At 58.4% G+C, this 23,387-nt stretch carries 15 protein-coding genes; 6 read left to right on the plus strand and 9 right to left on the minus strand.

The features are described 5' to 3' along the window. Complete coding sequence (locus PHS32_RS10030) at nt 1–2,571, minus strand: zinc-dependent metalloprotease (protein ID WP_301078809.1); 2,571 nt, start codon at nt 2,569–2,571, stop codon at nt 1–3. A 591-nt stretch (nt 2,572–3,162) separates the two neighbouring features. Here PHS32_RS10030 and PHS32_RS10035 point away from each other — a divergent pair. Both PHS32_RS10035 and PHS32_RS10040 read left to right on the plus strand, forming a co-directional pair. Next, nucleotides 3,163–4,071: a hypothetical protein gene (locus PHS32_RS10035; protein ID WP_301078810.1), complete on the plus strand. Its 909-nt coding sequence runs from the start codon at nt 3,163–3,165 to the stop codon at nt 4,069–4,071. A gap of 24 nt (nt 4,072–4,095) precedes the next feature. Beyond that, nucleotides 4,096–4,836, plus strand: a complete 741-nt coding sequence (locus tag PHS32_RS10040) for a carbonic anhydrase family protein (protein ID WP_301078812.1) — start codon at nt 4,096–4,098, stop codon at nt 4,834–4,836. Between the two features lie 174 nt (nt 4,837–5,010). Here PHS32_RS10040 and PHS32_RS10045 read toward each other — a convergent pair whose 3' ends face one another. From PHS32_RS10045 to yjjJ, 4 genes are all read right to left on the minus strand, one after another. Continuing rightward, nucleotides 5,011–6,132 carry a YCF48-related protein gene (locus tag PHS32_RS10045; protein ID WP_301078813.1) on the minus strand — a complete coding sequence of 374 codons (1,122 nt, stop codon included), beginning with the start codon at nt 6,130–6,132 and terminating at the stop codon, nt 5,011–5,013. 70 nt (nt 6,133–6,202) lie between these two features. Beyond that, the gene (locus tag PHS32_RS10050; RefSeq protein ID WP_366143471.1) at nt 6,203–6,595 is read right to left on the minus strand and encodes a phosphatase PAP2 family protein; all 393 of its coding nucleotides are present in this window, start codon (nt 6,593–6,595) and stop codon (nt 6,203–6,205) included. A 67-nt stretch (nt 6,596–6,662) separates the two neighbouring features. After that, nucleotides 6,663–8,468, minus strand: a complete 1,806-nt coding sequence (locus tag PHS32_RS10055) for a TIGR03768 family metallophosphoesterase (protein ID WP_301078814.1) — start codon at nt 8,466–8,468, stop codon at nt 6,663–6,665. A 223-nt stretch (nt 8,469–8,691) separates the two neighbouring features. Further along, nucleotides 8,692–10,080: a type II toxin-antitoxin system HipA family toxin YjjJ gene (gene yjjJ / locus PHS32_RS10060; RefSeq protein ID WP_301078815.1), complete on the minus strand. Its 1,389-nt coding sequence runs from the start codon at nt 10,078–10,080 to the stop codon at nt 8,692–8,694. A gap of 217 nt (nt 10,081–10,297) precedes the next feature. Between yjjJ and PHS32_RS10065 the strand changes: the two genes are divergently transcribed. From PHS32_RS10065 to PHS32_RS10080, 4 genes are all read left to right on the plus strand, one after another. After that, the gene (locus PHS32_RS10065) at nt 10,298–12,514 is read left to right on the plus strand and encodes an OsmC domain/YcaO domain-containing protein (protein WP_301078816.1); all 2,217 of its coding nucleotides are present in this window, start codon (nt 10,298–10,300) and stop codon (nt 12,512–12,514) included. Between the two features lie 405 nt (nt 12,515–12,919). Beyond that, nucleotides 12,920–17,500: an ATP-binding protein gene (locus PHS32_RS10070; RefSeq protein WP_301078817.1), complete on the plus strand. Its 4,581-nt coding sequence runs from the start codon at nt 12,920–12,922 to the stop codon at nt 17,498–17,500. Between the two features lie 233 nt (nt 17,501–17,733). Beyond that, entirely contained in the window at nt 17,734–18,030 is a 297-nt protein-coding gene (locus PHS32_RS10075; protein ID WP_301078818.1) for a DUF6516 family protein, read from the plus strand. Then, nucleotides 18,027–18,401, plus strand: coding sequence for a MarR family transcriptional regulator (locus PHS32_RS10080; RefSeq protein ID WP_301078819.1), 375 nt, complete (start codon nt 18,027–18,029; stop codon nt 18,399–18,401). The genes PHS32_RS10075 and PHS32_RS10080 overlap by 4 nt, the downstream gene beginning before the upstream one ends. Nucleotides 18,402–18,532: 131 nt before the next feature. Here the strand turns inward: PHS32_RS10080 and PHS32_RS10085 are convergent, their stop codons facing one another. The 4 genes from PHS32_RS10085 to PHS32_RS10100 form a co-directional block, all read right to left on the minus strand. Beyond that, nucleotides 18,533–19,750: an ATP-binding protein gene (locus PHS32_RS10085; RefSeq protein WP_301078820.1), complete on the minus strand. Its 1,218-nt coding sequence runs from the start codon at nt 19,748–19,750 to the stop codon at nt 18,533–18,535. 114 nt (nt 19,751–19,864) lie between these two features. Continuing rightward, nucleotides 19,865–20,929 carry a malate/lactate/ureidoglycolate dehydrogenase gene (locus PHS32_RS10090; RefSeq protein WP_301078821.1) on the minus strand — a complete coding sequence of 355 codons (1,065 nt, stop codon included), beginning with the start codon at nt 20,927–20,929 and terminating at the stop codon, nt 19,865–19,867. 159 nt (nt 20,930–21,088) lie between these two features. Then, nucleotides 21,089–22,615 carry an altronate dehydratase family protein gene (locus tag PHS32_RS10095; RefSeq protein ID WP_301078822.1) on the minus strand — a complete coding sequence of 509 codons (1,527 nt, stop codon included), beginning with the start codon at nt 22,613–22,615 and terminating at the stop codon, nt 21,089–21,091. An 11-nt stretch (nt 22,616–22,626) separates the two neighbouring features. Continuing rightward, the coding region (locus PHS32_RS10100) for a TRAP transporter large permease (protein ID WP_301078823.1) at nt 22,627–23,387 on the minus strand (761 nt) is incomplete at its 5' end.

The raw sequence follows: 23,387 nt of genomic DNA on the forward strand, positions 1-23,387 counted from the left end.
CTATTGAGCCAGGAAACCTTTCTTAAGGATACTCAGGCCTTCCAGGTACCACTGGTAAGCGGAATTGCCGACATTTTGATTTGCAAAACCATCTGCAACGACTGGCGAGTCGAAGATGCCACCGCTTGCCGCGACCGATTGATTCAGTAGCGTTGTGAGGGATCCCTTGAGGGTCTCGGTTTCCCGCATCCCCCACCAGAGGGCTGAACCGACCGACCTGCTGTTCATCAGGCGCGAGGCATCCAGCCGCAGTGACCAGTCATAGCTGAACAGTGGCAAAGTCAGCGCGGCCTTGTTGACTGTGGCGCTTAGAGTCGTTCCCGTCGTGGCCTCGACGTATGTCTTGCTGGTTGAGTTCATGGCAGCCAGCAGCGCGTTCCCGGCCGGGCCATCCACCAAATCGATTTTGCTGGTGACCGATGACAACAGTCTGATGTCTTCTGTCGCCAGCGCGGGAATCAGTTTGCTGAAGAAGTCGGCCGCCATGGTCCGCAGTTGTGCACGTTCTTCAGCGGTAAAGGTTCTGCTGTTGCCGTCCTGGTCAACGATCGTATAGAAGGCCGGGTCTTCTGTGAGCGTGTTGAAACGCTTGATCCAGGCATCCTTCCAGGCCGGATCGACAGTCCTGAACATCCCGGTCAATGATGTGATCCCCAAGGGGTTGGACTGGATCCATGCATCGAGATCTGACCGCACGACGGGCATGACCGCTGCACGCAGCTCGGTGGGGTCGGCATCCTTGAGCTGGGTACCGGGATAGAAACTCTTGAGCGTGCGCGCATAAAACCCGGTCTGGGTGAAGGGTGTCAGCAGCAAGGGTTTGTTTTTCAGCAAACTTTTTGCCATCTGGAGCGGCGACGGGTGCAGATCGGCGACGCTGCCTGCGTTCGCCATCAACTCTGCCACCTGGTCAAGGTAGAACATGACGGGCAGAATGTCGGCCCTCAGTTTGTATTCAATTTCCGAGGACGCGAATTCCAGAGGTGAGCGGCCGCGATCAAAGCGCAGGCAGTCCTGCATGCTGCCATCTGCGTCCGTATCGGTGCAAAAGGGGATGCTCTTGTCCAGAGTCTTCTCCTGGTAGAGAAACTTCATGGCGCTCACATCGTGCGGGAGGGTCAGCTTTGTCGTATTGAAGCGCTCGGCGATCAGAACCTCTTCGATCGAATCGTGGTAGTCCATCACGCTGCTCGACGGAAGCACACCGGTATCGTAAGGCTGGTTGTTCAGAAAATTGGCATACAGATCCTCGTGCTTCTTGCCGTTGTAAACGGCGGCCAGACTGCCGGCAAAGTTGTGGCGCAGACCCATGGTGTGCCCGACCTCATGAGCCACAACCTGCTGCACTGTCGCTTGGGCGGACTTCAATATCGCCGCATCGCTGGCGTTGTTTGCCAGCAGTGCGGTCATCCGGTTCACCATCCCCTCTTTCACCGACAAGTCGCATAGCCGGGGCGTGTGGAGGTTTTTCAGCGCAATCTGTGTGCTCGATGATGCTGGTGCTGACAGAAGCTTGAGCGCTCTCCAAGCGTCTTTTCTGTTACCGACCCCGAAACTGCTTGGCATGAAAACCTGGGCATGCAGGATCTGGCCGGTTCTCGGATCGGCCTGCATGTCGGCGTAGGCTGATCCGGCCGTGTCATACGTCAGCCATTGGATGATGTTGCGGTCCATGTCCGGAGCCGTAGCACCCACCGGAGCGTCGGCCACGGCGAATACATCCTGCTCCAGGACCTGGTTCCAGTACAGGACACCATTCCTGACGGCATCACGGTACTCCGGGGGGGTTTCAGCGGAGATGAAGTAGGTGATCGGTTCCTTGTTCATTTGCCACTTCATGGCCAACACCTTGGTCTTGGCACCACCCGCTACATCCTGCGGCATGACTTCGAAATAGCCGGCATTCGTGAAGCCGGGAGACACAGTCTGTTGGAAGGAAGGGTCCGGCAGATAGGGGGAGAGGTAATAGCGGACCTCGACACTCTGAACCGTGTTGTTGCTGGTGTCGACCTGGGCCGACTGGCGCAGCGACAGACGATTATTCTTGCTGTCATCCACCTGTTCCAGGTAACTGCTCCGGATCGAAGCGACCTGGAAGGAAGGCATGTACGCACTGCCTTCGTAGTCGGACGCATACATCTCTGCAGTCGTGAATATCTTGGACATGCCCTGATTGAAATCGAACCAGATCCAGCCGCCGTCCTCATTGGTAATCGGAAATTCGGCCAGAATAATGGCAAAGGGGGTATCCGGTGTCACGGTATGCCCGACTTGGGATTCCAGCATGAAGAGCTTGCCGGCCTGCTTTTGAAAGACGACAACCCTGCTCTTGAGTCCACTGAAGTTCTGGGCGTCTGTAAGTTGGATCAAGTTCCCCTGCAACAGGAACTCATGGTTCAGGGCATCAGACCTGATTGCCACATTCTTGCTGACATCCGTTCTGAATGAGGCGTTGAGCAAGGGAGCTGCAGGTGAAGCGCCACCGCCACCGCAGCCGCCGAGAACCAGCATGAACAACAGGGTGACGGATACAACGACCAGTTTGAATCGATCGGTTTTTACTTCAATCACAGCAATACTCCTTCCGGTTAACCAGTGTGGCCGGCCAACTGAAAGGGTGGCCTTGCTCTGCTTGGGCCTGTCAGACCAGTATTCCGACTTCCTCCTGGACTTTGCCGGCGGCATCTTTGACAACGCCGTGAACTTGATTCTTGTTGATCATGGCTACTCCTTAAGTTGATGGAGGCTGATCACGCCCTATGAAACAGTGTTGCCTCAATTTGATCCATGGCCAAGAATTGCATCTTGAGAAAACGCAAGGACACAGACTACCGACGCTCGAACTCGCCGATGGCAGCCGCGCCCACACCATCGAGTGGCCAGTTCACCGTGATTGCGCTGCTGCCTCTTTGAATCTTCACCCGTATGTCGGCGTTGGACCTGGCGTGCTTTGGTCATGATCGACCAGACCCTTCTATCGCCCCATGAAGAGCGGGTGCGACTTTGTGCGGAGTTGGTCCCTTCGCCCGACCGATATTTCTCTGCCGTGGCCCAGGGCTGCGACAGATCCAGTAATTTTTCCGTCCAGCAAAGGTTTTTGGCAGTCAGGCAAAGGTTTGGCGGGCCAGCGCGCCTATCATGATTTCGAGGTCGGCTCGATTCATGGCCGATAGCCAACCCGACCATCAAACCACCTTCCCCTTCGACACCACCTACTGGAAGTTTTATATGCGTCACCTCTTGAGCCAGCAGTACTTCAATGCATCCCGCGTTTCACTCGCGCTATCGGCCCTGCTGCTGGCGCAATCAGCACTGGCGCAGGATTTCATCAAAGGTGGTCAGGACACCTTCACGTTCAACGTTGGCGGTATCGTCAACCGGTTTGATACCCGTGTCGCTGTCGATGGTGCAACTTCCTCTGGCACCCTGCTTGATATGGAGAGCGATGGAGTCCCCAACCGCACCTCGGGCCTCGAGCTCTCCGCCACCTGGCGCGCCGCCGATCGCCATCGCTTTGACCTGCTCTATTTCGGTGCCACTCGCAGTGGCAGCTATAGAAACGAAAGCGACATAACGGTAGGAAACAATCTGATCCTGGCCGGATCCTTGGTCAATACCGAGGCAAAAAGCAACTACTTTCTGGCCGACTACCGTTATTCGTTCTACAAGACCGACGCCGTTGAACTAGGTGGGGTGCTCGGTCTGTATGGCCTTGATCTCAACTACAAGGTGACCGGTACCAACTCCGCTGGGGGAGTCGCCAAGGTGGTCAATGCATCGGCATCGGGCACCCTGCCACTGCCATCGATCGGTGTGTCAGCCGACTGGTACATCCAACCCCGCTGGAGGGTTTCTTCGAACCTGATGGGCCTGTCGACCAAGCTCGGATCGGTCGACGGGTCGTGGACTGTCCTGCAACTCGGAACCGACTACATGTTCACGCGAAATTGGGGTATCGGTTTGTCCTACCTGCACGCCAAAGTCAACCTCAATGCCACCAAGTCGGACTTCGACGGCCAGCTCGACTGGAGTAGCAACTCCTTCCTGCTCTACGCAACTTTGAAATACTGACCCGGTGTGACAATGTGCCATGCCTTGAAAGCCCTCTCGGCGGCGATACTGCTCCTGGCTGGATTTCTGGCGCATGCGCAGGGGCATCCTGCGCACTGGAGCTATGAGTCGAGCCACGCCGGTCCGGCACACTGGGCTGAACTCGATCCAGCCTTCGAGAGCTGCGCCAAGGGGATCAACCAAAGTCCCATCGACATCCGTAACGCAGTGAAAGCGGATTTGCCGCTTCTTCAATTCGGCTACGCGCAAGCGGCACCTACTTTTGTCAACAACGGGCACACCATTCAAGTCAATTTGCCCGCCGGGCAAACATTGACGGTGGGCAACACGACCTATGAACTTCTTCAATTCCACTTTCACAGCCCAAGCGAAGAAGCCGTGAACGGCAAGCGCGCCGCAATGGTGGGACACTTCGTTCACAAGAATGCTGCTGGTGAATTGGCAGTGATCGCCATCCTGATGCAGCCTGGCAATAGGCATGCCGCCTTTGAGCCTGTGTTTGCCCACCTGCCGCGCCAAGGTGAATCAATCCAAGTTGATGACCTCAAATTGAATCTGGCAGCGATGCTTCCCGCCGATAAGGGCTACTACGCGTTTGAAGGCTCTTTGACGACACCTCCATGTTCGGAAGGTGTGCACTGGATGGTCATGAAGAAGCCCATCACGCTGGGTGCCGCGCAGATCAAGGCATTTCGCCGTGTTTTCAATGCCAATGCGCGTCCCATTCAACCGCTAAATGGTCGCATCGTCAAAGAATCAATGTAAATTTCAACCCGCACGGCGACCCCCTGGCGGGGTGGTGCAGACATGGGTACCAACAACGTGCCTTCGCCACAGCAACATCGTCGATCCCGGCGGCAGGATGAACGCGCTTCCATTTCCCAAGCCATGCGGAGCATGCTCCGTATCTTGTGGGCCGAATGATGGCCGGGCCTGTCGTTAACGTCGCGCTCCCACAAACGAGACTTTCCACAACATCACATCCTGTGCGTTGTCCGGCAGATTTTGCGGTTGCCACGTGACTCCACCGTCATGGGTGACATAGATCGCACCAAGAGGAAGTGCAGCAGCGGCGCGAACGGTTTTCAGACCGACCACCCACGCCGTTTGGTTGTCGCTCATGGCGGAAATTCCCTCCAGGTTGTAATCTCCATCTGAATAGGAATTGGTCACGTAGCTGCCGTTGGTTACCGTGATGCGCGCGGCCACGCCACCACCATTTCCGTTGTTGAAGGCGATCCAGACTACATTGGCGGCGGAGGCGCAAATATCATCGAAATCCGACCCTGCAACAATGGTGTCCTGGCTTTTACTCCAGGAAGTTCCGCCGTCGCTGGTGCCCCAGAGATTGCCTTCCCAATGCATCGCCGCCCAGGCAACACTTGAACTAAACGCCGATATGGCCAGAAGTCCACCGCCTGCGACGTCATCCGGCAACAGTTCCTGCCGCCAGGTTCTTCCTGCGTCCGCGGAGTGGATCGCGCTGAGGTTACCGGCCTGGGAATCGGCGATCCAGATATCCTGACCCGTCACATCCATCCGATTCACTTGTTTCATCGGAATGATGCTGCCGTTGCTGTCTTTCACGGCGACGATGGCCCAGGAGTTTCCTCCGTCCGTGGTATGCAGCACGTCACCCACAATGCTGGCCGCCCAGGCCTCGGTGGGACTCACTGCCTTGATGCTTTTGATGTACCTGTGATTGGTGCTCAAACCGTCGGGCAGCACCTGCCACGTCCAGGATGAGCCGCCGTCGGCAGTATGAAGAATACCGCCGCCGTCCCCCTCACCCACTGCCGCCCAGGCCACCAGACTGTTTACGGCGCTGATGTCGTTTCCATTGAACCCGACGCTCTGGGCCGGCAGCGTTTGCAGTGTCCAGGACGCACCGCCGTCGCCGGTTTTCAGAATCTTGGGCGTCGGGGTCGGCGGGAAATGATTTTGATCCATTGACTGGCCGATGACCCATCCCGTGGCCGCTGCGGGAGGGGAGCTACCGCCACAGGATGACAGCATCAGAGACACGCCGACCAAAATCGAAACCATGATTTTCTTCTTCATCGCTCACTCCTTGTACGCGTATCGGTACCTTGAATTCCATACAGCCGGCAACGTCGTCCAAATTGCCCGTTCATTGAGCCAATGAAGGTTGCACGGCCAGCGCTGCCGCTTCCGCGGCACAGTCCCGAGTGGGTTTCAGACCCTTGCTGCGCACGGCAAGCAGTTCGGCCCTGGCCGCTGCCAGATCGGCGCGGAAAGTAGCCTCGCTGTGCAAGCGCGCTACTGTGGCTGCCGCTACCGTTTTGCCCTGAACCACATCGCTGTGCCAATGTGCGTTGCAGGCATTGCGACTTTCGCCAAAAGCCAGACCGCGGGCCACGATGGCATTGGTCTGTTCTGGCGAAATCTCCGACAGGACAAGCGCCCAGCCCCAACCGACGGCGGTGTGCCCGGAAGGGTAGGAACCATCTTTTTCAAGCTTGCTCGCCTCTGACGGCGTACACAAAGCCTGCTGGTTCAGCACAAACCCGCACCGAGGAGCGCGAGCAACAAACCCGGGCACATGTTTAGGCCACGCATAGGGGAGGCCATTAAGTCCGGAGCAAGGGCTGCAGCTTCTGCGCCATCGCCGGAGTCAACTTCTTGAACAGCTCCGCGTTGTAAGACCCGCCGGGCATGCGGTGGATGCTGGCATCGCCGGTGGTGTTGCGATCCTCTATCACATCAAGTCCCTTGACGATTTGCGTCGCCGCAATGGCGTAGGAGCGTGATTTGGCAGCCGGCGTTCCGTCCTGAACCGCCGGATCGACGTCGGTGGCGACGATCGAGAGGGTGGCGTCGCTGTTCAAGTAAATCTCGAACGTGCGGAACTGCTGCGGGAAGTCCCGCAATGACGGAGTTTCAACCTGCCAGAAACTGTTTTCAGGCTGCGGGGCCACAAAAGCCTTGACAACGTTGACATGCCGGTGCCCTGCCAGCCACATCAACAAATTCGGATGACTGTGAAGTTCTGCAACCAGATCGGGCAGACTGACGGCATTTTGCACCGGCGCGCTGGCGTCGGGATTGACCCACCAACCCATCGGACTCATGGGTTTTTCAATGGAAGGCACTGGCGGTGGATTGGTCTCGTCAACGGCCAAGGGGATGTGCGCCGCAACAATCATGAGCTGACCCGCTGCGTCACCCGCAGCCAATTCGGCCTTGAGCCAGTTCCAGCGCGGCAGGTCCAGAAAACCATGGCCATGAATATCGGTCGAACCGTCGTCTGCGCGCTGGGTGTCGTCGAGCACGATCATCTTGAGCGGCAGATTGGACTTGGGTAAAAAACTGTAGCAGGCAAACCCGGCCTTGGCATCCGTCAAATTGAAACCGTGTCCGACCGGACTGGAGGAGGTCTTGAAAAACTCTGCCATCCACTCGTCCCGGTTGGTAGCCCGACGGTCCAGATCGGCGGCCACTGTGGGCACCGTCGGAAAACTGCTCGCCAAGCCAGCGTACTTGATGTCGCCATTGGGAGTCGAGCCATCGATCACCCCCATCGAAAGGGTGTGTTCACTGATCTCGCTGGGCTTTTGCAGAACATTGCCGGCAGCAAAGACTTCCGTGCTGGTGTAGGACTTGCGCAAGTCGGCTCGCAGCGGGGTGTCCAAGGGGATCGAACCCATCCAGAAGTGATCGTGGTTACCCAGGGTCTGGTACCAGGGAATCGCCTTGTTCAGACCCGCGGCCTGGTAGGGCTTCTGGTAGTCGATGCGGTCGGAGCCCAGGCGCTCACCAGAGCTCGGGTTTATGACCTTGCCGTCCAGCACGTCGATGTACCAGCGCAACTCGTTGTACTGGGAGCTGTTGCAGCAGTCACCCAGAGAAAGACCAAAATCAATCGGGTTGCTGGCGTGCAAGGCATTGACGGTCTGGATTGCCGCGTCCAGCACATGCGTGGTACACATCATCACAGGCGAATACAGCGAAGCGGAAAACGGGCTGACTGCTTCAGTCTGCTTGCCCAGGTAGATCAACTGATTGGGAGATTCCTTGTCGGTGATGTGGATGTCGCTGATGGTGAAGAAGCTCAGCAATCTGGTTTTCCGGCCGACGTCGGGAACGACATACGCAGCGGGCATCAGGTCCGTGCGCTTTTCCGCCGCCAATGACCCACCCAATGTCCAGTTGCCATAACCATATTGCCGGAACTTTGACACCTCGTAGAGATGGGCAGCTTTGGCCGGCTTTGGCCCCCGCACGACCGTATTTTCGAGCGTTGTGAAAACGTCCGAAGCGATGGCATAGCCCGCAACCGGGCCGTGCCCGCCACCGCAGCCAGCCGTGGCCAAGCCGCTGGCGGCCGGCACTGTTGTAAAGACGGAATATTTCAGGAAATCACGACGATCAACCATTCTCAATTCTCCTTGGGACACTGCAACGCAGGGTGCGGACAAATAGTAGGCATCGATGGCCTGGCGCTATTGATTAATCTCATCAAGAGCTCAATACCGCCCAGGTTTCAAACAATGGCCCGAGCTGATCGTGGCCGCCGTGACTGCCGGACTCGCCAGCTGGGCGTCAAATTGAACGTCGGGTAGGGAGGAAATCGTGGACCCGCTCTCCGGCAGTCCAATGTCAACGCGACATCAGCTTGAGCAGGACCGCTGCGTTGTCGGCGCAGATGGCCCGAAAACCGGTGCTGATGCGTTCGTCGGCCGCGGCAGTCTGCCAGAACCCGATGGCCGCGTGTGCCGCGCGGTCCCAGGCCTCGCGCTCAGCCGGTAGCGGCAGTTTGGGCTCAAAGCTGCGCTCGGGAAGCTCGACACCGCGTGCCGGCGCGTAGAGCATGGGCAGCATGTCGTAGGCCGGCGACAAGCGCAGTCCCGCCTGACCGTCGTGGGCGGACGGCTGAAACGACAGGTTGCCCTCGTGCATGTCTGTGTTGGCTATGAGCTGGCCGAAGTGCCACAGCAGCGCGATCTGCTGGGCATCGGAGTCTGACAGCCAGCCGCGTCGGGCCACCTGCAGTGCCGCCTCGGTCCAGGGCACACCGGCCAGGCCGAACAGCGCGGCGTTCAGCGAGGACCAGGACGTCACACCCGAGCGGCCCAGCAGGCCGTGCCGGTCGAAGCGTTCGACCTCCAGGAACGTGCGCCCGCCGCCGTAGCGAATGCGCGAGCTTGCCGCACCAATGTCCAGGTGTGCCGGCAGTGCGAGGCTGGCCAGGTGCTCGCACACCAGCAGGTCGGCCCAGCGCTGCGTGCCCGTCGAGTCGTCGGAGCCAGAGAATTTGACGAGCACGTGCTGCACCCGTCCGTCGCCGAACTGGCGCACGGCCGCGAACTTGGGAAACTCACCCCCGGCCGAGGAACCCACCACGCCCTGGGCCATGGCGGTCTTGGCCAAGCGGGCGTAGACCTGCTCCACCTCGTGCTCCGCCACCGGCGCCTCGCCGCGGCCCAAATGTGCATCCTGCAGCCGAGCCAGCCATTGACGGCAAGCCGGCTCGCCAACGATGAGGTTGCCTGGCAGGTCGGCACCCAGCAGCGACATCGCATGCAGTGCATGGTCGTCGGACCAGTCTGTCGGGTTCACAGGAACCTGCAGCATCTCGGCGTAATGGCGTGCGAAATTGCGGCCAAGGAAGCCCTGCGGCCGCATGTCGCTCAGTGGGTAGGGTAGGCCGTCGAACCAGCCCGCCTGCATGTCCTGGTCCAGCGGCCAGTCGAACTCTGCCAGGAACTCGGCGGCGCAGCCGTCCGGGTAAGTCAGGTCCAGCCGGGCGATTTCCTGTACGAGCCCGCGTTGGTCGACGCGGTACAGCGGCAGCGCCGCAATGGAGCCGCGCAGCGCGCGGCGTGCGGCGTAGGTGGTGCGCCGGGCGTTGCCGCGCACGATGACCTGGTCGCCGGCGGCTCGCGCCAGGCGCATCAGCGTGGCGCGGCTGACCCCCAGCGACTTGAGGAGTTTGCCCGCCTGCAGGCGCCCGTTTAGGCGCAAGGTGGTGATGATGTCTGGTGCCAAAATGAAACGATTATCAGAACCGTGAGGACCGAGTATTACCAGTGAGGGCGTGGCTCAATCATGCAAGAAGATGAAACGATACACGGAACGATTATGGCGGCTTTGACAGGGGTTGGCAAGACGTAGACGTGTGGTGCGGCAAGGATGCGTGGGGACCCTCGTCTATAGTCGCCTGAGCCCCGACTTTTCATCGTGTGCACTATTTTGGAATTCCTACATGGAAATTAAAGTCAACTTTCTCGACAAGCTTCGTCTTGAAGCCAAGTTCGATGACTTCACGGTGGTGGCCGACCAGCCTATCCGCTACAAGGGCGATGGTTCGGCGCCAGGTCCGTTCGACTACTTTCTGGCCTCGTCGGCCTTGTGCGCGGCTTACTTCGTGAAGTTGTACTGCTCAACTCGCAATATTCCTACCGACAACATCCGACTGTCGCAGAACAATATCGTCGATCCGGAAAACCGCTATCAGCAGATTTTCAAGATTCAGGTTGAGTTGCCGGCGGATATCTCTGCCAAAGACCGCCAAGGCATTTTGCGCTCCATCGACCGTTGTACGGTGAAGAAAGTGGTGCAAGCCGGGCCCGAGTTTGTGATTGAAGAGGTAGAGAATCTGGATGCCGATGCCCAGGCCTTGCTGAGCTTGACGCCGGCTTCTGAAGCGAGCACCTATATTGCCGGCAAGGATCTGCCGTTGGAGCAAACCATCGCCAATATGTCGGGGGTGTTGGCGGGCTTGGGCATGAAGATTGAAATCGCTTCGTGGCGCAATCTTGTCCCCAATGTGTGGTCGCTGCACATCCGCGACGCGCACTCGCCGATGTGTTTTACCAATGGCAAGGGATCGACCAAGGAAAGCGCGTTAGCGTCGGCGTTGGGGGAGTTCATCGAGCGGCTGAACAACAACCATTTCTACGCGGGTACTTTCTGGGGCGAAGACATCGCCAACGCAGCGTTTGTGCATTACCCGAACGAGCGCTGGTTTCAACCTGGTCCTGAAGATGCGTTGCCGGCCGAAATTCTGGATGCGTACTGCCGGCAAATTTACAACCCCGATGGCGAACTGCGTGGCTCGCATCTGTTCGACACCAACTCCGGCAATGTAGCGCGCGGCATTTGTTCGCTGCCCTATGTGCGGCAGTCGGATGGCGAGCTGGTGTATTTTCCGTCCAACCTGATCGAAAACCTGTTTGTGAGCAATGGCATGAGTGCCGGCAATACGCTGATGGAGGCGCAGGTGCAATGTCTGTCCGAAATTTTCGAACGGGCGGTCAAGCGCGAAATTCTGGAAAGTGAAATCGCATTGCCGGATGTGCCGCACGAAGTGCTTGCCAAATACCCTGGCATTCTGGCCGGCATCAAAGGGTTGGAAGAGCAAGGCTTTCCGGTGCTGGTCAAGGACGCGTCGCTGGGTGGGGTGTACCCGGTGATGTGCGTCACCTTGATGAACCCGCGCACGGGCGGTGTGTTTGCCTCGTTCGGAGCGCATCCAAGCCTGGAGGTGGCGCTGGAACGCAGTCTGACGGAATTGCTGCAGGGTCGCAGTTTTGAAGGCCTCAACGATTTACCTCAGCCCACCTTTACCAGTAATGCCGTGACTGAGCCAAACAACTTTGTTGAACACTTCATTGATTCCAGCGGCGTGGTGTCGTGGCGCTTTTTCAGTGCCAAGGCTGATTTTGAATTTGTTGAATGGGATTTTTCCGGCCAGGGCGACAACTCCAATGCCGAGGAAGCCGCGACCTTGTTCGGCATTCTCCAAGACATGGGCAAAGAAGCGTACATGGCGGTGTACGACCAGCTCGGCGCGACAGCCTGCCGCATCCTGGTGCCAGGTTATTCGGAGATTTATCCGGTCGACGATCTGATTTGGGACAACACCAACAAGGCGCTGTTGTTCCGCACCGATATTTTGAATTTGCACAAGCTGGACGACGCGAGCCTGGCAGCACTGCTTGAGCGTTTGAATAACAGCGAGCTGGACGACTACTCCGACATAGCCACATTGATCGGCGTCGAATTTGACGAGAACACGGCCTGGGGCCAACTGACAGTTCTGGAGTTGAAGCTGCTGATTCATCTCGCCTTGCAGCAATTCGAGGCGGCGCAAGAGCTGGTGGGAGCCTTCCTGCAGTACAACGACAACACGGTCGAGCGCGGCTTGTTTTATCAGGCCTTGAATGTGGTGCTGGAGGTGCTACTGGATGGCGACCTGGAACTGGACGATTACCTTGTCAATTTCCGCCGGATGTTTGGCAACCCTCGGATGGACGCGGTGTTGGGGTCACTGGACGGCAGCGTGCGCTTCTTCGGCTTGACGCCAACGAGTATGCAACTGGAGCAGCTCGACCGGCACCAGCGCCTGATCGACAGCTACAACAAACTGCACACGGCACGGGCCAAGGTGGCGGCTGCGTCCAGCTATCCACAAAGCTGAAGTAGAGATCAAATTGCCGGGCTGCGGTCACTGGTGGGCACGGGCTTTGTGCCCTAAGCCCAAGGCCAGACTACTGAAATGCCAGCCCGATTCCAGTCGTAGAACTCAAAAAATTGAAGTTCAATGGCATGACCACTGAGTGGCCGCCGCTTCAAAAGGCTGTAAGTCAACCATCCATTTTTTTCCTTCATCATTTCAGCGAATGCTGCATGGTCTAGCAATTGCGCACTTGAGACAAACACATGCTGTCATGAAGATCACAGCCCGCCGTAGTCTTCTTGCCGCGATGAGGCTGAATCGATTGGATAACATAGAGTTTTCGGTCGACTAGCTTGCGAAATGATCGCCATGGCTCAACTACTGACTGGATTATGAGAGCCGGCAGTATTCAACAGGGATTAACAAATGAGCAAGTCAGGCATTCAGTCCAGCCGAGGTGATGGTTACCAGACCCTTGTAGCCTTTGATTGGGCCTTAACGGTTCTGTCAGACCCTGACTATCCATGGCTTGAAGTAGATTCAGTAACGTGGCAGGTGGACGATGTGGTGATCGGCAGGGCCGACGGAACCAAAATTTGCTGCCAGTGCAAAAAGAACCAGACAGCGCACAGGGCGTGGTCGATTGCCGATCTCGCTGAAGAATTGCACAAGGCAAGTAGGTTGTTGGCCAGCGATCCCAAGACGGTAGTTCGGTTTTATTCTCGCAGTGCCTTCGGCGAACTCGCGGCGCTGCGGGAATTCAGCACCAACTACGCCGATGAATCAGCCTACAGCATCAATCTGGGCAAGGCGCATGAACAGACAGATGCCAGCCTGAAAGAGTTGCTTGTCAAGCAGGCACCAAACCTTTCAAGCTACCAGTTCCTTGGTCGCACGACGTTTGAAATCAGCCCAGAACTGGATCGCATGGAGACATTGCTGCATGAACGTTTGCGCCAGTTGGCAAGCAATCCTTTGGCGGCTTACAACGCTCTATGGACACGCCTTGACCAACTCGGAATGCGCGTCAATGGCAACAACCGCCAAACTGCCGCTACGCAACACCGACTGACCAAAGACGACTTCAAAATCCTACTGGCTCAAGCTGGTGCGATGCTGATACCACCCATGAACACCGCGGAAGTTCGTACCTCATTCCAAAGTACTTCCGCCATCGGTCGTTCATGGCGCAGAGACATTGGGGGCGAACGCATTGTTAGCCCAGTGGTCAACGATCTCATCGCGGCCATCGCGAACAAACATCGCTCCATTCTCCTCACCGGTTCGCCAGGTTCTGGCAAAACCTGCGTGATGCTGGCCCTGCAAGAAGCACTGGAACAACTCGCCCAAACCCGCGTAGACCTGCTGCCGCTGTTCATCCAATCGCGCGAGTTCGCCGAAGTGGTCACTGCACAAGATCGACAAGCCCAAGGCTTACCAGAGCAATGGGTGGAAAAGGTAGCACGCATGGCGGAAGATGCACATGTAGTGGTAGTCATTGACTCACTGGATGTACTTTCCATCGCCCGTGAACACAGCGTGTTGACGTATTTCTTGGCGCAAATTGATCGCCTGCTGCTGGTTCCCAATGTCACCATCGTCACCGCTTGCCGCAACTTTGACCGCCATTACGACCGGCGCATTGCCCAACGAACGTGGGACAAAGAGTTCACTTGCCAGCCACTGGACTGGGACACGGAGATTGCGCCACTCCTCGCCAGACTCGGCATTGATGCATCCGTCACCGATGGGGCCACGCGCGAGCTGATTCGCAACCCCCGTGAATTGGCCCTTTATGTTGAACTGGCGCAGAAAGGCGGCAGCTTCAACGTGGTGACCAGCCACGCATTGGCACGGCGATATCTCGCCATGATGGTTCAAGCCAACAGCGCGTTGGGCGATGCCGCCATGCAAGCCATTGAAGCCATCGCCGCTGAAATGCTCAAGTTGCGCGGCCTGGCGGTGCCACACCAACGATTTACCGCCTCGCGAGAAATTCAGCGCGCCCTACTCAGCCATAACGTGCTGCACGAGACGCAAGATGGACAGCTGACATTCGGGCATCAGACCCTGCTGGACGTGTTGGTGATCAGCGGCGCAGTGCGGCGTGAAGTCACGTTGAACGCATTCATCCAAGGTTTGCCGCCCGTGCCCTTTGTCCGCCCCAGCATTCGCAGCTTTGTTGTGCAATTGGCGTCAGGTGATCGCCGCGAGTTCCGAAAGCAATTGCGTACTGTGTTGACGGGCAGCCACGCCTTCCATATTCGTCGGTTGGTGGCGGAATCCTTGGCAGAGCAAATTCCACAGGATGATGATTGGCCACTGATTCGCGACCTGCGCAACCAGCATCGGGACGTGTTCCAGGTGATCTACACGCAAGCGGTTCGCATGGAATGGCATTACTTCTGGTTCAAGCATCTGGTCCCGATACTAAAAGATTCACGCGATGCCGAAGGATTGACGACCCATGTACACCGGGTGTCGCAATGGAAGAACGACGACGCTGACGGGGTGCTCGCGTTTTGGGCTGAGGTGCTGGCATTTGACTGGGTGGACAAGAAGCAAATCGCATGGCAATTGGAGATTGCACTCTCAGACGTTCAAGCAAAGCATTCGGCGTTGCTTGAACCCTTGCTGCAGACCTTACTCGACCTTCCTCGGCGACCGCACAGTTCTATCGGGCATGCGCTGGCACGATGTGTCAAAGGCGGTGGTATAGACGATGCGGTGCTTTGGAGCTATGTCGCGGGCGAGGTCGGCGATGAAGACGTGCTCAACTATCGCTTTGACAACAAATTGCATTGTCAACCGCACGAATTTGGCAACAGCCATGACAAATTTCTCGGCGATCGAATGCGGCAATCCACTGCTTTGCTGAACTTGGCAGTTGCGGAGATAGAGCGATGGAGCCGAATCAAAGCATCGCGTTATGGCGAGACGCCCACAAGCTATTGGAGTGGCTTTCTACGCGAAACGTCCTACGACGACGCTCACAGCCAGACAGACCACCGACACCTGGATGGCGAACGCATCCTTCTGGATGCCGTCGAGGCAGCCGTTGTGCATCACGCAAACTGTCAATCCGATTGGTGGCAGAACAATCGCCAACGACTGTGCTTCAGCGCAGAAGGCGCGTTGCGCTATTTCGCCATCCTAGCGTGTACGTCGACACCAACCGCCAACCTTGATGTGATTGGCCTCATGCTATGCGACAAGGCACTTCTCGAATCCGATTTGTCGTACGAACTGGGCACGCTGATGCAGACCACTTTTCTGCAACTTGATGCGGCTACGCAAGACGCAATACAAGCAACCGTCTTGACCGTTGACCAGGAAATCACCACTGACTCAAGGCACCGTGGATGGATGCTGCAAAAGCAAGCACAACTGGTTGTCACGATCCCCCGGCATCTGCGTTCCCCCGCCGCACAGGCGGTAATAGACGAATGCGAAAAGATAACGTGGCCACTCGTTCGCCAACCAAGCATTGGCATGCGTGGCGGCATGGTTAGCGCGCCGTTTTCCTTTGAGGTGTTTCTTGGTTCGAGCGATGCCGGAGTGCTGCAACTGCTCGCGCACTACAACGGACATGCCAGAAACACTTTTGATGATTTTCTGATGGGCGGAGAGAGGGAGGTTGGCTCACAACTGGGTGGGGCGGCTTCGCGCCATCCGGCCCGCTTTGTGAATCTTTTGTCAGCAAATTGGGAACGGATCGCAGATCGATTTCGCGATGACATCATGGACGGCGTCGCCACGTACCTAGCGCACCGGTACGGCAACTTGCAGACAAATGGCGCGTGGACACCCAAAGAGGAAGCCGATCCGGTCGCGCTTGCGCGACAAGTTCTCGATGAGTTGGAATGGCACGCGAGCCACTGGCATCACAACCGTGCCGCATCGAAGGCGATACAAGGCTGCGCTCACGTCATTGAGCAGACACGGGACGCTGCACGGCTAACGTCTTTGGCCATGGGTTTTTCAACACTTGAGGAGAAGAGCTCCATTTCAGGCGATTCCGTCGATTTGCTCACCGCTGGCATCAATATGGCGCGAGGTAACGCGGCCGAATCCTTGATGATTGTGGCCAATCAACTTGAAAAGAACGGCATACCCTGGCCAGATTTGTTACCCCCTGCGCTGCGCCTATTTGCAGTAGACAAAGACCCTGCCATTCGTGCCTTGCTATTGCGGCGCATGCCCTATTTTCAAAGCCATCATCCGGATCTGGGCTGGGAGTTGTTTGACCTTGCAATGCAGGACAGTGCCGACGGGCTTTGGGCCATGGCGGAGCCATGCCTCTACCACGCTTACCACCAGAGATATGACATTGTCGAACCGTGGTTGACGCGCCTTTATCGCGAAGGAAACGGTAAGGATTTTGAAATCTGGGGACGTATTTCTGCACTGGCAGCACTTTCGAAACAGCTGGCCCTGTCCGCTTTACTCGCAGAGCTCAAGACACTGGACACGGCCGAAGCCTGGCGCGGTGTTGCCAGCGTTTGGACCCACCCTCGCAACGTACAGCTGCACCGCGAACAATGTCTCGCCGGTCTTGAAGCCGGCTTGAACGCAGAAAACCAGCATGCCCCAGCGGTTGCACGCAAATACGGCAACCTTTTCCGAGAAACGAAACCTTTGGTTTCTACGCCGATTGAATTGCTCAGGCGTTGCTTTTCCCTGCTGGAATCCGAGGCAACTGAGTCGGCACGAAGCGACGTACATGGATTTGATGCATGGCTGAACGCATCCTCAATCCTCGATCCAATGCATGCACTAGAAGCCACTGAGATTTATCTTGATTTTGTTCGAAGCACAAAACCCTATATGTATGACCACGACAACAACCTTACGCAACTGCTGACCCGCCTTTTTGCGCAGGCAGAAGAACAGGAAGAATCAGACAGCGGTGCCATGCTGCAGCGCGTGGTCGTGGTGCAGGATGCTCTGCTGGCTTTGGGTGTCAGTGGCGTGAACGACTGGCTTAAGGTTGCAGAGCGACCATGACCGTGAATAGCGAATCAACAATTGACGAAGATCTCGCCATAGACTTTCCTGCTGCCCTGAAGCCGCCACTGGGTAGCACCCGCTTCTGGTCGAGAGCCAGTGCTGCATCACCGAAATCCTCTCCACGCTGCCGACAGTCAAGCGACTGTTGCCAATGTCGGGACCCATTTCAATGTGCCCTGCAATCCATCAAGTCAATGCATGCCAGGGAGTCAGCCAGGATAATATATGTCATGGCTGATCGGAAAATTGTCGACGATACGCACCACATCGTGCAAAAGCGTGGGATTGGTCAGCTTCGACGTGAAATCTGGGCTGATGCCCAAGGTCAGGTGACTCGTTACAACCTTGCGTACATCAACCGTGCATTGCACGCTGGCGATAACGGACGCGTGGTGGGCTATGACAACCAGCATGGGTATCACCACCGGCACTACTTCGGTGTTGTCGCTGCGGTTGAATTCACGAGTTTTGACGACATTGAAGATCAGTTCCAGGCCGATTGGGCTGCACCCAGGAGCACCGCATGAAAAATGTCACCCTTAAAGCAGGTAATGAACAAGATTTCTTCCGCAGAGGAAAGGTGTTGGCACGATTGGCTGACGCTGGTCAACCGATGCCAGAGGAACGCACTGTCAGCTTTGAAGATCTTGCCGATCTCCTGCGCTTGCTGACTGCCAGTCGACTTGACGTGTTCCGCAGTGTCAAGGGCGAACCGGGTTCGATCACAGTCATCGCTGGTCGCCTACATCGTGATCGCAGCGCTGTCAAACGTGATGTAGACCAGTTGGCAAAAGTCGGACTTGTGACGATAGAAACCAAGACGCTTCCAGGTCATGGTCATATGAAAGAGATTCGAGCGTCCGCTGGCATTTTTCGCCTCGAGGCGATGGTGATGTGAATTGGCTGGACGCTCATGGTCATTGGCTGCGACGTTCTCGGCGGGCGCTCAACGACCATCACGAATCGTGAACTCGCCCGACCGATGCAATAAGAATTTTTCATTAACGCTCGCGGAACCCGCGTTGGCAGCTATTTGTTTTGCTGCAGCTTGAGCGCCTGCTCGGGCCACTCCCGCCATGGGCAGACATCGGCTACATCGCGCACCTGCGGCTGACTGCCCGCGTAGACCAGCATCGGCCGACCGCCAGGCTCGGGCTGCGCGGGTGCAGGCGCTGCACTGGCGGCGGTTTGCCGGAGTGCGGCGTACTTGCGCAATGAGCCAAACCAATCGCCCGCCACCGTCTGTCCGGCCTTGAACTCAACCGTTCGAAGCTGGCTGCCATGCTCCACCAGCAAGTCCACTTCGCTGCCGATCTTGTCACGCCAAAAGAATAGCCGGGCATCCAGGCGCAGATGGAGATTGATCTTGACCGCTTCGGCCACCGCCCAGGTTTCAAACAATGGCCCGCGCAGCGATGACAAGGCCAGTTCCTCCGCACTGCGGACACCCGCCAGCCAGGCAGCCAGACCCGTGTCATAAAAATAGAGCTTGGGTGACTTGGTGAGCTGTTTGCCAAAGTTGACATGGTGCGGTGGCAATAGAAACACCAGGTAACTAGCCTCCAGAATTGACAACCAACCCTTGGCGGTAGGGTTGCTGATGCCGCAGTCGGCCGCCAAAGACGAAAGATTCAAGACCTGCGATGTGCGCGCCGCGCACATGCGTACAAAGGTTCGAAAGGTCTGCAAGTCCCGCACGTTGAGCATCTGGCGTACGTCGCGCTCCACGTAGGTGGTAAAGTAGTCCGCCAGCCAGATGCCTGGTGGAATGCCACGGTCCAGCGGCACCGGATACAGGCCGCGCCACAGCATGTCTTCTATGGAAGTAAAAGGCAAGTTCGCGGCTTGCAACTCGCCCAGGGTAAATGGCAAAAGCTCCAGCAGGCCGACCCGACCCGCCAGAGACTGGCTGATCTCACTGCGCAAGCCCAGTTGCTGGGAGCCCGTCAACACCCAGGCACCCATGGCGCGGTCTCGGTCGACAATGGTTTGCAGGTACGAAAACAATTCGGGCGCGCGCTGGGCTTCGTCCAGAATTGCGCCACCGGCAAACTGCCCCAGAAAACGCCGGGGGTCGGACAGTGCACTCTCCCGCACGTCCGGGTCTTCCAGCGGCACATAGGGCTTGTCGGGAAAAGTGGCCTGGACCAAGGTGGTTTTGCCGGACTGACGCGGCCCGGTCACCGCAACCACCGGATACCACTGGGCGAGTGCTTGAAGTTGAAGCGCGGCCTGCCGAGGAATCATCGCGAGATGGCAGCAGCTTTTTTCAAAATGTGTCTAAATTTAAATTTGTAAATTAAATTTAGACACTTCAAAGATGCCGACCCGAACTGATCGTGGCCGCCGAGACTGCCGGCCTCAAGCTGGCAAAGTGACGCCCACCTTGCGGCCGGCCGCCACCATCTCCTGCCAGGTCTGGGCGTCGATGCGGATGCCCTCTGTTTCGCGTTGCGCGCGGTAGGCGCGCTCCGGGTCGCCGGCAAGCTGTACCGCGTCGAAGCCGTCCGCCACCGGCCCGGCCTGCAGCCAGTTCACAAAAGCCAGCGCTTCCTGTTCGAAAGCGGCTTGCGTGCCGAGCTTGAGGGGGTCTATCAAAATCGTCAGCATGCCGTTGACGACGGCGCGCACGCTGGGGTCGGTGGGACGGTGCCAGGTGCCGCTGCCGGTCAGGGCGCCGCCCAGCAGTTCGCAGGCCACGGCCAGGCCGTAGCCCTTGTGTTCGCCAAAGGCCAGCAGGGCGCCGAACAAGCCATTGCTTTGCGGCACCACCACCACGCCGGGGTCGGTGCTGGGCTGGCCCAGTTCGTCGATCAGGGTGCCGGGCGCCACGCGCTGGCCCTGGTTGTGCGCCACCCGCATCTTGCCCTGCGCCACGCGGCTGGTGGCAAAGTCAAGAATGAAATCAGTTTGTCCTTTGAGCGGAATGCCGATGCAGCAGGGGTTGGTGCCGAAGCGGCCGTCGGCGCCACCAAAAGGGGCCACCACCGGGCGCGACAGCACGTTGACGAAATGCAGCGCTACCAGGCCTTGGGCCACTGCCATTTCGGCAAAGTGCCCGATGCGGCCCAGGTGGTGCGCGTTGGCCAGCGTCATGATGCAACTGCCGTGGGTTTTGGCGCGCGCCATGCCCAGCGCCATCGCCTGCTGGCCCACGATCTGGCCGTAGCCGCGCTGGCCGTCCAGCGTCAGCAGCGTGCCGGTGTCCAGCACCACACGGGCAGCGGTGTTGGGCTTCAGGCCGCCCTCCAACACCGCGTCGACATAGCGCGGCAGCATGCCGACGCCGTGCGAGTCGTGGCCGCTCAGATTCGCTTGCACCAGATTGGCGGCGACGCTGGCGGCTTCTCCGGGGGCGCTGCCGGCGGCTGTTAAAACAGCCGCTACTTGGGCACGTAGTTCAGGAGCTTGAAGTGTTTTTTGCATGCTGTGGAGACGTTCGTTGTGTAGAGAAGACGCTTGATTCAATCGCTGTCATCCCGGACTTGATCCGGGATCCATGCTTCGTTCACCCATGTGCCGGCCGAAGGGGCATGGATTGCGGGTCAGGCCCGCAATGACAGGTTTGTGAAGTGCGCAAACACGCTACATCACGGCGCCGATCTGCCAGGGCACGAACTCGTTTTGTCCGTAGCCGTGCTGCTCGCTCTTGCTCTTGACGCCCGAGGCGGTGGCCAGCAGCAGTTCGAAGATCTGCTGCCCCATCTGGGCAATCGAGCGGCTGCCGTCGATGATCTCGCCGCAATTAAGGTCGATGTCGTCTTCCTGCTTGCGCCACAGTGCCGAGTTGGTGGCGAGTTTGAGCGTCGGTGAGGGTGCGCAGCCGTAGGCCGAGCCGCGCCCGGTGGTGAAGCAGATCAGATTGGCGCCGCCGGCCACCTGGCCGGTGGCGCTGACCGGGTCGTAGCCGGGCGTGTCCATGTAGACCAGGCCGTGCGCCGTGACCTTCTCGGCGTATTCGTAGACCGCCTGCAGATTCGAGGTGCCGCCCTTGGCGACCGCGCCCAGCGATTTTTCCAGGATGGTGGTCAGGCCGCCGGCCTTGTTGCCGGGCGACGGGTTGTTGTTCATCTCGCCGCCGTTGACGTGGGTGTAGTGCTCCCACCATTTGATGCGCTCAATCAGTTTTTCGCCCACCTCGCGCCGCACCGCGCGCCGCGTCAACAAGTGTTCGGCGCCGTAAATCTCCGGTGTTTCGCTCAGGATGGCGCTGGCGCCATGCGCCACCAGCAGATCGACGGCGGCACCCAGCGCCGGGTTGGCGCTGATGCCCGAGTAGCCGTCCGAGCCGCCGCATTGCAAGCCGATGGTGAGGTGCTCGACGCCGCAGGGCTCGCGTTGGACCGCATTGGCGCGCGCCAGCATTTCATTGATCAAGGCAACACCCTTGGCGACGGTTTTGGTGGTGCCGCCGCTGTCCTGGATATTGAAGACGCGCAAGTTGTCGCCCTCCGTCAGGCTGCTGTGCGTCAGCCAGGCCTTGACCTGATTGGCCTCGCAGCCCAGGCCCACCACCAGCACGGCGGCGAAGTTGGCGTGCGTCGCGTAGCCGGCCAGCGTGCGCTGCAAAATCCGCAAGCCCAGGCCTTCGGAGTCCATGCCGCAACCCGTGCCATGGGTCAGCGCCACGACGCCATCCACGTTCGGGAAATCGCGCAAAGCCGCGAGGTTGCTGCGGCGCGAAAAATGGTCCGCAATGGCGCGCGCCGCGGTGGCCGAGCAGTTGACGCTGGACAGCACGCCGATGTAGTTGCGCGTGGCAACACGGCCATCGCTGCGCCGCAGACCCATGAAAGTGGCGCTGCGCCGCGGCGGCTCGGGCTTGCAGTCGACGCCGAACGCATAGTCGCGCTCGAAGTCGCCCTTGTCGGCGCCCAGATCCAGGTTGTGCGTGTGCACGTGCTCGCCGGCGGCAATCGGCCGGCTGGCAAAGCCGATGATCTGGTTGTAGCGCCGTACCGCTTGGCCGGCGGCGATGGCATGGCTGGCGATCTTGTGGCCGGCCGGGATCAAGCCCTTGACCGGGGTCCCTTCGACGCTGGCGCCGCCCAGCAATTGCTGGCGCGCGATCACGACGTCGTCGTCGGGGTGGAGGCGGATAAATGGTGTCATGTGATCGGGGTTCAGTTAAAGACCATGGTGGGGAGCCACAGGACCAGTTTCGGGAAGTAGGTGACGACCACCAGACTGCCCAGCAAAGGCACCAGCCAGGGCAGGATCGCCACGGTGGTTCGCTCGACCGACAGCTTGGCCACCCGTGCCAGCACGAACAGCACCATGCCCATGGGCGGGTGCAACAGGCCAATCATCAGGTTGAGCACCATCACCAGGCCGAAGTGAACCAGATCGATGCCCAGATGCTGGCAGATCGGCACCAGGATAGGCACCAGGATGGTGATGGCGGCGGTCGGCTCCAGAAAGCAGCCGACGAACAGCATCAGCAGATTGGCCAGCAGCAGGAAGATGTAAGGGCTTTGGGTAAAACCCAGCACCCATTCGCTGATGGCGGCGGTGACGCCGGTGGCGGTCAGCATCCAGCCGAAGATGCTGGCCGCCGCGACGATGAACAACACCGTGCTGGTGGTCTCCACGGTGTCCAGGCAGACCCTGACGAAGGTCTTGAAGTTCAGCGTGCGGTACCAGGCAAAGCCCAGCACCATGGCCCACAGGCAGGCCGCGATGGCGCCTTCGGTGGGCGTGAAAATCCCGGTGGTCATGCCGCCGATCAGCAGCACCGGCGTCATGATGGGCAGCGCCGCCTGGAACTTGAAGCGCTTGTCGGCCAGAAAAAGTACCACCAGGCCGGCAAACACCGTCAGTTGCGCCGGCATGTTGAACTGGACGATCAAAACCCACAGCAGCACCGGCCAGCCGATCACCACCA

This window comes from Rhodoferax sp. (genome assembly GCF_028714215.1).
In the GTDB taxonomy this organism is placed as follows: domain Bacteria; phylum Pseudomonadota; class Gammaproteobacteria; order Burkholderiales; family Burkholderiaceae_C; genus Rhodoferax.

What these genes read in the sequence shown, in the direction of transcription:
- PHS32_RS10095 (WP_301078822.1), bottom strand. Translation starts at nt 22,615, where the DNA reads ATGACACCATTTATCCGCCTCCACCCCGACGACGACGTCGTGATCGCG.
- PHS32_RS10035 (WP_301078810.1), top strand. Translation starts at nt 3,163, where the DNA reads ATGGCCGATAGCCAACCCGACCATCAAACCACCTTCCCCTTCGACACC.
- PHS32_RS10090 (WP_301078821.1), bottom strand. Translation starts at nt 20,929, where the DNA reads ATGCAAAAAACACTTCAAGCTCCTGAACTACGTGCCCAAGTAGCGGCT.
- PHS32_RS10085 (WP_301078820.1), bottom strand. Translation starts at nt 19,750, where the DNA reads ATGATTCCTCGGCAGGCCGCGCTTCAACTTCAAGCACTCGCCCAGTGG.
- PHS32_RS10065 (WP_301078816.1), top strand. Translation starts at nt 10,298, where the DNA reads ATGGAAATTAAAGTCAACTTTCTCGACAAGCTTCGTCTTGAAGCCAAG.
- PHS32_RS10080 (WP_301078819.1), top strand. Translation starts at nt 18,027, where the DNA reads ATGAAAAATGTCACCCTTAAAGCAGGTAATGAACAAGATTTCTTCCGC.
- PHS32_RS10070 (WP_301078817.1), top strand. Translation starts at nt 12,920, where the DNA reads ATGAGCAAGTCAGGCATTCAGTCCAGCCGAGGTGATGGTTACCAGACC.
- PHS32_RS10075 (WP_301078818.1), top strand. Translation starts at nt 17,734, where the DNA reads ATGGCTGATCGGAAAATTGTCGACGATACGCACCACATCGTGCAAAAG.
- PHS32_RS10055 (WP_301078814.1), bottom strand. Translation starts at nt 8,468, where the DNA reads ATGGTTGATCGTCGTGATTTCCTGAAATATTCCGTCTTTACAACAGTG.
- PHS32_RS10045 (WP_301078813.1), bottom strand. Translation starts at nt 6,132, where the DNA reads ATGAAGAAGAAAATCATGGTTTCGATTTTGGTCGGCGTGTCTCTGATG.